The sequence below is a fragment of the Cellulomonas hominis genome (assembly GCF_014201095.1).
GTDB lineage: Bacteria > Actinomycetota > Actinomycetes > Actinomycetales > Cellulomonadaceae > Cellulomonas > Cellulomonas hominis.
This window is the reverse complement of the sequence record NZ_JACHDN010000001.1, coordinates 280,562-293,248: the sequence shown is the minus strand read 5'-3', so window position 1 is coordinate 293,248 and position 12,687 is coordinate 280,562. Positions and strand designations below refer to the sequence as shown.

Genomic DNA, 12,687 nt, shown 5'->3' with positions numbered 1-12,687 from the left:
CTCCACAGGCGGCCACGCGGTGCGTGGTCCCCAGGCCGGGCGTGCGCGGGCGGCGCCGGACGCCGGGCGGTGCCTAGCGTCGCGGCATGTCCTGGTACGACGGCGGACCGCCACCCGACCCGACCGCGCCGCGGCGGGTGTCCGCTGCGGCGGGCCCCGAGCCGGCCCGGCCGGGATCTGCGCCGACCTGGCCGGGCCCCGTGCCGGTCGAGCCGGGTCCCGTGCCGGTCACGCCCGCTCCGCGCCGTCCGGGCCGGCACGCGGCCGAGCCCTCCGGGGCCGCGCGGCTCCGCGAGGCGGCCGGGTCGGCCGGCGGGGCGTCGTGGGCGGACGACCCGGTGGAGGCCGACGCGCTGCCGGACGGCGACGGAGGGCGTCGCTGGGCCGGCCTCGCGGAGCTGCGCTGGCGGGTGCCGCCGCGGGTGGCGGTCGTCGCCGTGCTGGCGCTCGCGCTGCTGGGCGGGGCGGTCGCGCTGCGGGCCGCCGCGCAGCCGAGCGCGCCGGCCGTCGACGTGCCGGAGCCGGCGGTGTCGGACACCGGTCCGGGGGAGCCGACGGCGGCGGCCGCGGACGCCGCGGCGCTGTGGGTGCACGTCGTCGGTCGGGTCGCGTCGCCGGGCCTCGTGCAGCTGCCCGCCGGATCGCGCGTCGCGGAGGCGATCGCGGCGGCGGGCGGCGCGCTGCCGGACGCCGACCTCGCCGCGGTCAACCTCGCGGCCGTCGTGCAGGACGGCACGCAGGTGCACGTGCCGGCGCCCGGGGAGGCACCGGGGGAGGCTTCCGTCGCTGCTGCTGACCCCGGCGGGTCCGGGCCGGCCACGGTCGACGTCAACGCGGCGTCCGCCGCCGACCTCGAGGCGCTGCCCGGCATCGGTCCCGTGCTCGCCGAGCGGGTCGTCGCGTGGCGCACGGAGCACGGGCCGTTCCGGGACGTCGACGGGCTGCTCGACGTGCCCGGGATCGGGCCGTCGGTGCTCGCGCAGATCCGGGACCTGGTGCGGGTGTGACCGCGCGGGACGAGGCGGTGGACGTGCGGCTGGTGCCCGCAGCGGCGGCGGTGTGGGTCGCGGCGGGGGCGGCGGTGCGGCTGCCGGCGGTGGCGCTCGCGGCGACGGGGGTCGTGGCCGCGGCGCTCGCGGCGGGCTGCCTCGTCCGGGTCCGCCGGCGCCCGAGCCCCCGGTCCCGTGCGGGGACGGCGGGGCAGGCGGTGCTCGCCCTCGGCGCCGTCGCGGTGCTGCTGCTCACGACCGCCGGGCAGGTGCGCGGGCGCGAGTCCGGCGGGCTGCGGGAGCTCGCCGCGGACGGGGCCGCCGTCCGGCTCGTCGGCGTGGTGCGGTCGACGCCGCAGGCGCTCGGGGGCGGCGACGACGGGGCCGGCGGGACCGTGCGGTTCCTCCTCGCTGCCCGGGAGGTGCGGGAGGACCGCCGCGAGCCGGGGCACCCGTCGCCGTCGACGGTCCGCACGCGCGCCGCCGTCGACGTGCTGGCCCCGGCCTCCGCGGCGGGCCTGGCGTACGGCACGGAGGTGGAGGTGCGCGTCCGGCTCGCCCCGGTCCCCGACCGCGGTGCGCGCGCGGTGGCGCGGGCGCGCACGACCGGCGACGTCACGGTCCGCTCCCGCCCGCCGCCCCTGCTCCGCGCGACGGAGGCGCTGCGCGCGGGGCTGGTCACCACGGCGGCGGGCGTGCCGGGTGACGCCGGGCGGCTGCTGCCCGGGGTCGCGGTGGGGGACGTGCGCGGCGTGGGGGACCTCGACGCGGCGATGCGGGTGTCCGGGCTCGCGCACCTCACGGCCGTGTCCGGGGCGCACTTCTCGCTGCTCGGCGGCGTCGTCCTCGCGCTCGCGGTGCGGTGCCGGGTGCCGCGCCGGGCCCGGTGGCTGCCGGTGGCCGTTGTGATGGGCGGGTTCGTCGCGGTGGTGCACCCGGGGGCGAGCGTGGTGCGCGCCGCCGTCATGGGGGCGGTCGGGGTCCTCGGGCTCGTCGCGGGGCGCCCGGCCCGGACCGTGCCCGCGCTGGCCGCGGCGGTCGTCGTGCTGCTGGTCGTCGACCCGTGGCTCGCGGGGGACATCGGCTTCGTGCTGTCCGTCGTCGCGACCGCCGGGATCGCGCTGCTGGCCGGGCCGCTCGCGCGAGGGTGGACGGCGCGCGTCGACCACGTCGGCGGTGCCGCGGCGAGGACGGGTCCGCGTGCGCGGGAGGGCGCGGGTGGGCGTTCGGGCACGGGCCCGGGCGCGGGCGCGGGCGCGGGCCGACCGGGTCCGGGGCCGCCGGGCACCGCCTCGGCGCTCGCCGCGGCGCTCGCCGTCCCGGTCGCGGCCCAGGCCGTCTGCGCCCCCGTCGTGCTGCTGCTGTCCCCGGCGGTCCCGCTGTACGCGGTGCCGGCGAACGTCCTCGTCGCCCCGGCCGTCGCCCCCGCGACGGTGGGCGGCCTGCTGGCCGCGCTCCTGGGCGGCTGGTGGCCGGCGGCGGCCACCTGGTGCGCGCAGGTCGCCGGGGCGGGCTGCTGGTGGATCGCCGCCGTCGCCCGCGCCGCGGCGGGGCTGCCGGGGGCGCAGGTCGCCTGGGTGGGCGGCCCGGTCGGCCCGCTGCTGCTGGCCGGCGCGTCCGCGGCGGCGCTGGTCCTGGTCCTGCGGTGTCGGCAGGGCGTGGCACCCTAGGGGCGTGCCACCCGCCTCCAGCTCCGCCTCGCGCCGACCCGCACGGGGCGGTGCCCGCTCGTCGGCCCCGGTCGGGGTCGCGTGGGACGAGGTCGAGCTGGCGCCGGTCGTCCTGGTCAGCGGCGCCGAGGACCTGCTGGCCGACCGCGCCGTGGAGCGGCTCGTCGGCCTCGCGCGCGAGCGCGACCCGGAGATCGAGCTGACCCGGATCGACGGCGCGGCGTATGGGTCGGGCGAGCTCGTGCTCGCGACCAGCCCGTCCTTGTTCGCGGAGGACAAGGTCGTCGTGGTCGAGGGCGTCGAGAAGGCGACCGACGACCTCATCCTCGAGGTGACGGCGTACGTCGCGGCGCCCCAGCCGGACGTGGTGCTCGTCCTGCGGCACGGCGGCGGGCAGCGGGGCAAGCGGCTCCTCGACGCCGTGAAGGCGGCCGGCCACCCGGTCGCCGCCTGCGAGCCGGTCAAGCGGGACGCGGACAAGGTCGCGTTCGTGAACCAGGAGCTGCGGCGCGCCCGCCGGCGGATGGAGCCGCGCGCCGTGCGGTCCCTGGTCGACGCGGTCGGCAGCGACCTGCGCGAGCTCGCGGCGGCGTGCAGCCAGCTCGTCGCCGACACCACGGGCGTCATCGGCGTCGAGGTGGTGGAGCGGTACTACGGCGGCCGGATCGAGGCGACCGGGTTCCGGGTCGCCGACGCGGCGGTCGGGGGGGCCGCCGGGGAGGCGGTCGCGCTGCTGCGGCACGCCTTCGCGACCGGCGTCGACCCGGTGCCGCTGGTCGCGGCGCTGGCCGCGCGGCTGCGGGTGCTGGCGAAGGTCTCGGCGGTCCGGGGCCGCGGCTCGGGCGCGGAGCGGGACCTCGGGCTCGCCCCCTGGCAGATCGACCGGTCGCGCAAGGAGCTCGCGAGCTGGACGCCCGAGGGGCTGGCCCAGGCGATCACGGCCGTCGCGCAGGCGGACGCCGAGGTGAAGGGCGCGAGCCGCGACCCGCACTTCGCCGTCGAGCGCGCCGTCCTGCGCATCGCGGCCTCCGTCCGCCGCTGACCCGTCGCGCACCGACCGCCCGTCGCACGTTCCCCCTCGCACGCTCTCCGTCGCGCGCCCCCGGCGCGCCCCGCGGTAGCGTGCCGGGCGTGCACGAGGACGCAGTCGTGGCCTGGCTGCTCGACGGCGACCCCGCCGTCCGGTGGCAGGCGATGCGGGACGTCCAGGGGCTGCCCGAGCGGACCTGGTCCCCGGAGCGCGCGCGCGTCGAGACGGAGGGCTGGGGCGCCCGCCTGCTCGCGCTCGAGGACCCGGACGGCCAGTGGGCGGGCGGCTCCTACGTCCCGCGAGGGTTCACGCGCGAGGAGTGGGACGCGTCCGGCCAGCCGTGGACGGCGACGTCGTTCGTGCTGTCCCAGCTGCGCGAGCTCGGGCTCGACCCCCGGTGCGCGCCGGCGGTTCGGGCGGTGCGGCTCGTGGGCGAGCACAGTCGGTGGGACGAGGGCGGTCAGCCGTACTGGGCCGGCGAGACCGAGGAGTGCATCAACGGCCGGACGGTGGCGGACGGGGCGTACTTCGGCGTCGACGTCGCCGCACTGGTGGCGCGGCTGGTGGGGGAGCGGCAACCGGACGGCGGCTGGAACTGCGAGCGGCCGCTCGGCTCGGTGCGGTCCTCGTTCGACACGACGATCAACGTGCTGGAGGGACTGCTGGAGCACGAGCGCGCGACCGGGGGCAGCCCGGGGTCGCGCGCGGCCCGGCGGTCGGGCACGGAGTTCCTGCTGGACCGGCACCTGTTCCGGCGGCTGAGCACCGGCGAGCCCGCCGACCCGGACTACCTCGCGTTCCAGCACCCGAACCGGTGGCGCTACGACGTGCTGCGCGCGCTCGACCACCTCCGGGCGGCGTCGCTCCACGACGGCGCGGCCCCGGACCCGCGGGCGGCGGAGGCGGTCGAGCACGTGCGGGCGCGCCGGCAGCCGGACGGCCGCTGGCTCCTGGACCGGACGCCGCGCGGGCGCACGTGGTTCGCGCTCGACGCGGGCGTGGGCAGGCCCTCGCGGTGGGTGACGCTGCGCGCCCTGCGGGTGCTGCGCTGGTGGGACGGCACGACCCGCTAGAGCGAGCGGCCGATCGAGTCGTGGTCGGGGCCGAGCAGCGGCGCCGACGAGCGGTCCAGCAGCAGGCTCCGCTCCAGCAGGTACCCCTGGTACAGGTCGAAGCCCAGGCGGCGGCCGGCGCGCAGCTCGGCGGACGACTCGACGAACTCGGCGACCAGCAGCGCGCCGTGGGACCGCGCCAGGTCGACGACGGGCTCGCCCTCGACGTCGAGGTCCCGGGCGTCGATCTTGACGAAGTCGGCCTGCGGGAGCAGCGCGCGCTGGTCGGCGCGCGAGACGAACCCGGCCAGGGCGATCCGGAAGCCCTGCTCGCGGAGCCGCCGGACGCCGCGCAGCACGTCGCCGTCGATGCGGGTGCCGCCGGCGATCTCGATGACGAGGCGGTCCGGGCGGGCGGGCAGGTGCAGGTCCCCGACCAGGTACGACCGCGGGCACCGCACGAACAGCCAGCGGCCGTGCCCGACCTCGTCGACGTCCGCGCGGCCGAACGTCGCGCGCAGGACCGCGCTGGTGGCGCGCTCGTGCTGCAGCTCCGTCCAGCCGGCCGCGTCGACCCCCGTCGACCCGGGCGCCCGGAAGCCGAGCTCGTAGCCGAAGGGGTGCAGGCGCGGGGAGAAGATCCCCTGGCGTGCGACGACCGCCTGCTCGCGGGCGACGTGCCGGTCCCACTCGCGGCGCAGCACGTCCGGGATCGACGAGTCGATCTCGGCGGCGAGCCGCCGCTCCGCGTCGCGCTGTCCCCTGGTCATGACATCTATGACACCACAGACCTCGGCGCATGACATCCCTGGACTTCTCTCACCGGGGGTGATACTGCGACACGGCGCGTGACCAGCGCAGACAATTCACCCGAACGGGCGGAACTGCTGCGAAACCCCTCAGGAGGTGGTGCGGGCGCCGCCTGATGAGTCATGATCGACGTGACAGAGAGTCAACCCTTTGTGACAGGAGACATCCATGCGCACCTCCCTGAAGGCCCTCGCGACCGCCGCCCTCGCCCTCACCCTCACGCTCGGTGCCTCCGGTGCTGCCAACGCCGCCGGCGGCATCACGATCGACAGCGGCGCCACCGGCTGCTGCCGGATCGCGGTCTGAACCCCTTCGGCGTCTCCCGGCTCGCCCCGCTGGCTCTCGGTGTGCGGGGCGAGTCGGAGCTGTGCCTGCGGGGTGCTGGCGGACGGGTGACCCGCTCGCCGCGGCAGGTCGTCATAGGTACAGTGACACCCATGACGACCATTGCTGACCGCGTCCGCCAGGCGCGGTTGGCCGCTGGGCTCTCCCAGACGGCCCTCGCCGGTGACGCGCTCTCGCCCAGCTACATCTCGCTCATCGAGTCCGGCCGGCGCGAGCCGACCGACGCCGCGCTCGGCATCATCGCCGAGCGCCTGGGCTCCACGGTCGAGTATCTCAAGCACGGCGACGAGGGGCCCGCCGAGGCCCGCGCCAAGCTCGCGCTCGACTACGCCCGCCTGGACCTGGTGTCCGGCGAGGCGACGTCGGCCCGCGACCGCATCCTCGCCCTCGACCTCGAGTCGGTGACCCGCCAGGTCCGCGTCGACTCCCGGCTCGCCCTCGCGCAGGCGTACGAGATGCTCGGCGACCTCGAGTCCGCCGTCGGCGTCCTCGAGCCGCTCCTGTCCCAGGCGCGCGCCGAGGGGCACCACCTCGACGCCGCCGCGGCGGCCACCGCGCTCGTCGCGTCCTACGTGGAGTCCGGCGACCTCGGCCGTGCGATCGAGGTGGGCGACCGCCAGCTCGTGGAGCTGGAGGACGCCGGCCTGACCGGCACGGACGAGCACCTGCGCCTGGGCTCGACGACGCTGTGGGCGTACGTCGAGCGTGGCGACCTGCTCTACGCGACGCACCGCGCCGCGGACCTCATCCGGCAGGCCGAGTCGCTCGGCACGCCGCGCGGCCGCGGGTCGGTGTACTGGAACGCGGCGCTCGTCGCGGAGCAGCGGCACGACTACGGCCTGGCCAAGCGCTACACCGAGCGCGCGCTGGCGCTGCTCGGCGAGGGCGAGGTCAGCCGCGACATCCCGCGCCTGCGGCTGAACTACGCGTGGCTGCTGCTGCGCTCCGACCCGGCCGAGCCGGCGATGGCGCTCGAGCAGCTCGAGCGCGCGGCGCCGGAGCTCGCGGTGTCCGGCTCCGAGGTGGAGCTCGCGCGCGTCGACGTCGAGCGGTCCCGGGCGCACCTCATGCAGGGGGACCCAGCCGCGGCCGAGAGCTTCGCGCGCGCCGCGCTCGAGCGGCTCGGCGACCAGCCCCGGCTCGAGAGCAGCGCCGCGCAGCTCGCGCTCGGCGACGCGCTCCACGCGCACGGCGACGTCCCGGCGGCCTCGCGGGCGTACCGCTGGGCCGCGGACATGCTCGGCATGATGTCGGCGTCCCGGCAGTCGGCGGCGGTCTGGCGCGAGCTCGGCGACCGGTTCCTCGGGCACGGCGACGTCACCGGGGCCGCGCAGGCGTTCGACAGGGCGCTGCGCGAGGCAGGCTTCCGGCCCGCGGTCCCCGCGGTGCTGTGGGAGGCGTGGAGCGCGGTGGCGCAGGACTGACCACCGCGTTCCCCACGGGGCGGCTTCGGCGGCCGTCCCCGCGCAGAGGGCGTCACCCCGCAGGGGGGGTGACGCCCTCGGGCGTTCCCGGGCAACGGCGTCCCCTCGTGGCGCCGGTGGATCCCCGCGACGCGGCGCGCGCCGGCGTGCCCGCGCGGGGTGGATCCGCCGCGGGGTCGAGCGGGGGGGGACGACGGAGGGCGCCACCCCCGCGGGGTGGCGCCCTCCGATCAGGACCGCTGACGCGTCAGAGCGCGTTGACCGCCTTGGCCAGGGCCGACTTCTTGTTGGCCGCCTGGTTGGCGTGGATGACACCCTTCGAGACGGCCTTGTCGAGCTTCTTCGACGCGGTGACGAGCGCGACGCCCGCGGCGTCCTTGTCGCCGCCGGCGACGGCCTCGCGCACGCGGCGCACGTAGGTCTTCAGCTCGGACTTGACGGCCTTGTTGCGCAGGCGCGCCTTCTCGTTGGTGCGGATCCGCTTGATCTGGGACTTGATGTTGGCCACGGTGTGGACTCTCTCGTGTGTTCGCCGGAGCGAAGAGGAACAGGTCTAGAGGGCGCGTCCGGTGCCGGGACTGGGGCGTGGGGACACCCGCGGAGAGGCACTGGACGTGTGCCCGCCGACCCGGGCGGACACGCGACTGACAAGACTACCAGGCGGCGGCCTCGCGGACGACGCGGTCGAACAGCGCGCGGTCCAGGACGGCGCCCTCGCGGCGCACCTGCGCGGGGTCGATCCGCAGCACCCGGTCCAGGCGGACCTCGCTCGGCCGGCGCTGCGCGTCCCAGGCGCCCGCCCCGACGTCGAGCCACCGGCGGCCGTGCCGGGCCTCGTCCGCGGCGTCGCGGTCGTGGTCCTTGCTGGTCAGCATGAGGGCGAGCAGCCAGGGGTCGTCGCGCCCGACCACGAGCACCGGCCGGTCCTTGCCGCGCGCGGGGTCGTCCTCGTAGGGGACCCAGGTCCACACGACCTCGCCGGGGTCCGGGCGGCCGTCGCGGGCGGGGGAGTAGGACGCGGTCCACGGTCCGGTGTGGTCGCCGGGAGCGGGGGTGCGCCGGGGGACCGGGTCGCTCGGCGCCCCCGCGGCCGGGCGTCCGCTCAGTGCGCGCGCCACCGCCCGCAGCCCGCGCCGCACCGCTCCCGCCATGCGGGCACGCTACCGCGACGCCGGGCGTCCACGACCGGCGGGGCGCTCCGGGCGAGCCGCCCGGCTTCGTGGACCCTCGGCGGCAGGACGCGGCCCGCGGGCCCGGGCCGCGCGGTCCGCACCCCCGAAAGTCCTCGTGCCGGGCGCGCACGCGGCGCTAGCGTCGCGCGGGTGACCGACGCCGCCCTCGCCGTGAACCAGCGCAACTGGGACGCCGCCGTCCCCGGTCACCTCGTCGCGTACGGGGTGGACGACTTCGTGGCCGACCCCGGGCGCGTGTCCTCCGTGGTGCGGGAGGACCTCCCGCTCCTGGCGCCGCACCTGCCGGGCGGGTCGCCCGCGGGGCTGGACCTCGTGCACCTGCAGTGCCACATCGGGCTGGACACCCTGTCCTGGGCGCGGCTCGGCGCGCGGGTCACGGGGGTGGACTTCTCCCCGGCGGCCACGGCGGCGGGCCGGGAGATCGCGTCGCGCGCGGGGCTGGCGGCCACGTTCGTGGACAGCGACGTCGACCACGCCCTCGACGCCTGCCCGGGGCCGTTCGACGTCGTGTACACGGGCATCGGCGCGCTGTGCTGGCTGCCGGACCTCACGCGGTGGGCGCGGGTGGTCGCGGGGCTGCTCCGGCCGGGCGGGACCTTCTACGTCCGGGACGCGCACCCGGCGCTGCAGGCCGTGGACGCGGAGCGGACCGACGGGCTGCTCGTGCTCGCCGACCCCTACTTCGGCAGCGGGACGCCACGGCACTACGCGCACACCACCACGTACGCCGGCACCGAGGTCCCCGAGGACAGCGCCGACAGCTACGAGTGGCAGCACGACCTCGGCGAGATCGTCCAGGCGCTGCTCGACGCCGGGCTGCGGCTCACCTCCCTGGCGGAGCACCGGTCCCTGCCGTGGCGGGCGCTGCCGCAGATGGTCCGCGAGGGCGCGAGCTGGGTGCTCCCCGAGGGCGCCGACCGGCTGCCGCTCGCGTTCTCCCTGACCGCCACCCGCTGACGCGCGTCCCCAGGCCCGCGCCGGCCGGCTCGGGCTTCCGTCGCGGGCATGGGACCATGGGGTCAGACGAGACCCTGCGAAACCGAGGGAGCACGTGTCCCCGATCCCGAGCGCCGACCTGACCCGGCGCATCAACCCCGCGGCGACCCCGCCCGAGCTGCTGCGCAACTTCTGCATCATCGCGCACATCGACCACGGCAAGTCGACGCTCGCCGACCGGATGCTCCAGCTCACCGGCGTGGTCGAGGCGCGCGCCATGCGCGCCCAGTACCTCGACCGGATGGACATCGAGCGCGAGCGCGGGATCACCATCAAGTCGCAGGCCGTCCGGATGCCCTGGCAGCTGGGCGACACACCGTACGCGCTGAACATGATCGACACCCCCGGGCACGTCGACTTCACGTACGAGGTGTCCCGGTCGCTCGCCGCGTGCGAGGGCGCGGTGCTGCTGGTGGACGCGGCGCAGGGCATCGAGGCCCAGACGCTGGCCAACCTGTACCTGGCGCTCGAGAACGACCTGCAGATCATCCCGGTCCTCAACAAGATCGACCTGCCCGCCGCGCAGCCGGAGAAGTACGCCGAGGAGCTCGCGGGCCTGATCGGCGGCGACCCCGCGGACTGCCTCAAGGTGTCGGGGAAGACGGGCGAGGGCGTCGAGGCGCTGCTGGACCGCATCGTCGAGCTGATCCCGCCGCCCACGGGCGACCCGGACGCCCCGGCGCGCGCCATGATCTTCGACTCGGTCTACGACACCTACCGCGGCGTCGTGACCTACGTGCGGGTCAAGGACGGCAAGCTCAACCCGCGCGAGCGGATCGCGATGATGTCGACCCGCGCGACGCACGAGCTGCTGGAGATCGGGGTCATCTCCCCGGAGCCCGTGCCGACGAAGGGCCTCGGCGTCGGCGAGGTCGGCTACCTCATCACCGGCGTGAAGGACGTGCGCCAGTCGAAGGTCGGCGACACCGTCACGAACGCCGGCAAGCCCGCGGACGAGGCCCTCGGCGGGTACTCCGACCCGAAGCCGATGGTGTTCTCCGGCCTGTACCCGATCGACGGCTCGGACTACCCGGCGCTGCGCGACGCGCTCGACAAGCTCAAGCTCAACGACGCCGCCCTGAACTACGAGCCGGAGACCTCGGTGGCCCTCGGCTTCGGGTTCCGCGTCGGGTTCCTCGGCCTGCTGCACCTCGAGATCATCCGGGAGCGGCTGGAGCGCGAGTTCGGCCTCGACCTCATCTCGACCGCCCCGAACGTGGTCTACGAGGTGACGATGGAGGACCGCACGGTCGTCACGGTCACCAACCCGAGCGAGTTCCCCGGCGGCAAGATCCGCGAGGTGCGGGAGCCGGTCGTGAAGTCGACGATCCTCGCCCCGAGCGAGTTCATCGGCGCGATCATGGAGCTCTGCCAGGCGAAGCGCGGCGACCTGCAGGGCATGGACTACCTGTCCGAGGACCGCGTCGAGATGCGGTACACGCTGCCGCTCGCCGAGATCGTGTTCGACTTCTTCGACCAGCTGAAGTCGCGCACCCGCGGCTACGCGAGCCTCGACTACGAGCCCCTGGGCGAGCAGGTGGCCGACCTGGTGAAGGTCGACATCCTGCTCCAGGGCGAGCAGGTCGACGCGTTCAGCTCGATCGTGCACAAGGACAAGGCGTACGCGTACGGCGTGATGATGGCGTCCAAGCTCAAGGACCTCATCCCGCGCCAGCAGTTCGAGGTGCCGATCCAGGCCGCCGTCGGCTCCCGCGTGATCGCCCGCGAGACCATCCGCGCGATCCGCAAGGACGTCCTCGCCAAGTGCTACGGCGGCGACATCACCCGCAAGCGCAAGCTGCTGGAGAAGCAGAAGGAGGGCAAGAAGCGCATGAAGACCATCGGCCGGGTCGACGTGCCGCAGGAGGCCTTCATCGCCGCGCTGTCGTCCGACGCGGGCGGCGGCAAGGACGCCAAGGACGCGAAGAAGAAGTGAGCCCCGCCCTCCCGGACGGCGACGCCGCACCCGCGGACGGCGCCCTCCCGGGCTCGGTGCGCGACGGCGCGGGTGACCGCGCCTTCGGCGTGTACCTGCACGTCCCGTTCTGCACGGTGCGCTGCGGGTACTGCGACTTCAACACGTACACCGCGACCGAGCTCGGCGGCGGCGCCTCCCAGGTGGCGTACGCGGACACCGCGCTGGCGGAGGTCGCGCTCGGCGCCCGGGTGCTGCGCGACGCCGGGCTGCCGGGGCGTCCCGTGTCGACCGTGTTCGTCGGCGGCGGCACGCCGACGGTGCTGCCGCCCGGCGACCTGGTAAGGATGCTCGACGGCGTCCGCGACGCGTGGGGTCTCGCGGACGGCGCGGAGGTCACGACCGAGGCGAACCCCGACTCGGTGACGCCGGAGTCGCTGGCGGCCCTCGCGCGCGGCGGGTTCACCCGGGTGTCGTTCGGCATGCAGTCCGCCGTCCCGCACGTGCTCGCGACGCTGGACCGCACGCACGACCCGCGCCGGATCCCCGACGTGGTGCGCTGGGCCCGGGACGCGGGGCTCGTGGTGTCGCTGGACCTCATCTACGGCACGCCGGGGGAGTCCCTGGACGACTGGCGGGCGTCCCTCGAGGCCGCGCTCGCGACCGGCGTGGACCACGTGTCGGCGTACGCGCTGGTGGTCGAGCCCGGCACCCGGATGGCGGTGCAGGTGCGCCGAGGCGAGCTGGCGCTGCCCGAGGAGGACGACCAGGCGGCCAAGTACGAGCTCGCCGACGACCTGCTCACCGAGGCCGGGCTGCACTGGTACGAGGTCAGCAACTGGGCGCGCACCCCCGCGGACGCCTGCCGGCACAACCTCGCCTACTGGCGGAACGACGACTGGTGGGGGGTCGGCCCCGGGGCCCACAGCCACGTGGGCGGCGTCCGCTGGTGGAACGTCAAGCATCCGCGCGCCTACGCCGCCCGGCTCGCCGAGGGCGTCAGCCCGGCCGCGGGGCGCGAGACGATCGAGCACGAGTCGGCGCAGCTGGAGCGGGTCATGCTCGGCGTGCGGCTCAGCGAGGGGCTGCCGCTCGACTCGCTCAGCGCCCGCGCGCGGTCCGCGGTGGGCTCGCTCGTCGCGGACGGGCTGGTCGACGGCCGCGCCGCGCTCGGCCGGGGGGACGTCCCGGGCGCCCGCGTCCTGCTCACCCGGCGGGGGCGGCTGCTCGCGGACGCCGTCGTGCGGACCCTCGCGGACTGAC

12 protein-coding genes are annotated in these 12,687 nt (G+C 76.5%); 9 read left to right on the top strand and 3 right to left on the bottom strand.

The annotated features are described in order from the left end of the window. The first annotated feature begins 86 nt into the window (after positions 1-86). The 4 genes from HNR08_RS01435 (at position 87) to HNR08_RS01420 (ending at position 4,762) form a co-directional block, all read left to right on the top strand. Positions 87-1,007: a ComEA family DNA-binding protein gene (locus HNR08_RS01435; protein WP_183834735.1), complete on the top strand. Its 921-nt coding sequence runs from the start codon at positions 87-89 to the stop codon at positions 1,005-1,007. After that, on the top strand, positions 1,004-2,659 hold the full coding sequence (locus HNR08_RS22535; RefSeq protein ID WP_183834733.1) for a ComEC/Rec2 family competence protein: 1,656 nt from the start codon (positions 1,004-1,006) through the stop codon (positions 2,657-2,659). Before HNR08_RS01435 ends, HNR08_RS22535 begins: the two co-directional genes overlap by 4 nt. A 4-nt stretch (positions 2,660-2,663) precedes the next feature. Beyond that, positions 2,664-3,701 (top strand): DNA polymerase III subunit delta, encoded by a 1,038-nt coding sequence (holA, locus tag HNR08_RS01425; protein ID WP_371862376.1) that lies wholly within the window; start codon positions 2,664-2,666, stop codon positions 3,699-3,701. Between the two features lie 89 nt (positions 3,702-3,790). Next, positions 3,791-4,762: a squalene cyclase gene (locus HNR08_RS01420; RefSeq protein WP_146836182.1), complete on the top strand. Its 972-nt coding sequence runs from the start codon at positions 3,791-3,793 to the stop codon at positions 4,760-4,762. On the opposite strand, the gene HNR08_RS01415 is transcribed toward HNR08_RS01420, so the two are convergent. Continuing rightward, positions 4,759-5,511 carry an EAL domain-containing protein gene (locus HNR08_RS01415; protein WP_146836185.1) on the bottom strand — a complete coding sequence of 251 codons (753 nt, stop codon included), beginning with the start codon at positions 5,509-5,511 and terminating at the stop codon, positions 4,759-4,761. The genes HNR08_RS01420 and HNR08_RS01415 overlap by 4 nt on opposite strands. A 208-nt stretch (positions 5,512-5,719) precedes the next feature. On the opposite strand from HNR08_RS01415, the gene HNR08_RS01410 reads away from it, so the two are divergent. Both HNR08_RS01410 and HNR08_RS01405 read left to right on the top strand, forming a co-directional pair. Then, positions 5,720-5,857 (top strand): hypothetical protein, encoded by a 138-nt coding sequence (locus HNR08_RS01410; RefSeq protein ID WP_183834729.1) that lies wholly within the window; start codon positions 5,720-5,722, stop codon positions 5,855-5,857. A gap of 131 nt (positions 5,858-5,988) precedes the next feature. Beyond that, a complete protein-coding gene (locus HNR08_RS01405) occupies positions 5,989-7,320 on the top strand; it encodes a helix-turn-helix domain-containing protein (RefSeq protein ID WP_146836188.1) in 1,332 nt (443 codons plus the stop codon). A gap of 247 nt (positions 7,321-7,567) precedes the next feature. On the opposite strand, the gene rpsT is transcribed toward HNR08_RS01405, so the two are convergent. Together rpsT and HNR08_RS01395 are read right to left on the bottom strand one after the other, a co-directional pair. Beyond that, positions 7,568-7,828: a 30S ribosomal protein S20 gene (gene rpsT / locus HNR08_RS01400; protein WP_146836191.1), complete on the bottom strand. Its 261-nt coding sequence runs from the start codon at positions 7,826-7,828 to the stop codon at positions 7,568-7,570. Positions 7,829-7,973: 145 nt separating this feature from the next. Further along, on the bottom strand, positions 7,974-8,471 hold the full coding sequence (locus HNR08_RS01395; RefSeq protein ID WP_146836195.1) for a type II toxin-antitoxin system PemK/MazF family toxin: 498 nt from the start codon (positions 8,469-8,471) through the stop codon (positions 7,974-7,976). 171 nt (positions 8,472-8,642) lie between these two features. Between HNR08_RS01395 and HNR08_RS01390 the strand changes: the two genes are divergently transcribed. From HNR08_RS01390 to hemW, 3 genes are all read left to right on the top strand, one after another. Next, a complete protein-coding gene (locus HNR08_RS01390) occupies positions 8,643-9,470 on the top strand; it encodes a class I SAM-dependent methyltransferase (RefSeq protein WP_146836198.1) in 828 nt (275 codons plus the stop codon). A 94-nt stretch (positions 9,471-9,564) separates the two neighbouring features. Beyond that, complete coding sequence (lepA, locus tag HNR08_RS01385; protein WP_276509357.1) at positions 9,565-11,445, top strand: translation elongation factor 4; 1,881 nt, start codon at positions 9,565-9,567, stop codon at positions 11,443-11,445. Continuing rightward, positions 11,442-12,686, top strand: a complete 1,245-nt coding sequence (gene hemW / locus HNR08_RS01380) for a radical SAM family heme chaperone HemW (protein ID WP_146836201.1) — start codon at positions 11,442-11,444, stop codon at positions 12,684-12,686. The genes lepA and hemW overlap by 4 nt, the downstream gene beginning before the upstream one ends. Position 12,687 lies beyond the last annotated feature (1 nt).

Excerpts from the sequence above, each read along its gene's own strand:
- HNR08_RS01435 (WP_183834735.1), top strand. The coding sequence starts at position 87 with ATGTCCTGGTACGACGGCGGACCGCCACCCGACCCGACCGCGCCGCGG.
- HNR08_RS01415 (WP_146836185.1), bottom strand. The coding sequence starts at position 5,511 with ATGACCAGGGGACAGCGCGACGCGGAGCGGCGGCTCGCCGCCGAGATC.
- HNR08_RS01410 (WP_183834729.1), top strand. The coding sequence starts at position 5,720 with ATGCGCACCTCCCTGAAGGCCCTCGCGACCGCCGCCCTCGCCCTCACC.
- HNR08_RS01405 (WP_146836188.1), top strand. The coding sequence starts at position 5,989 with ATGACGACCATTGCTGACCGCGTCCGCCAGGCGCGGTTGGCCGCTGGG.
- HNR08_RS01395 (WP_146836195.1), bottom strand. The coding sequence starts at position 8,471 with ATGGCGGGAGCGGTGCGGCGCGGGCTGCGGGCGGTGGCGCGCGCACTG.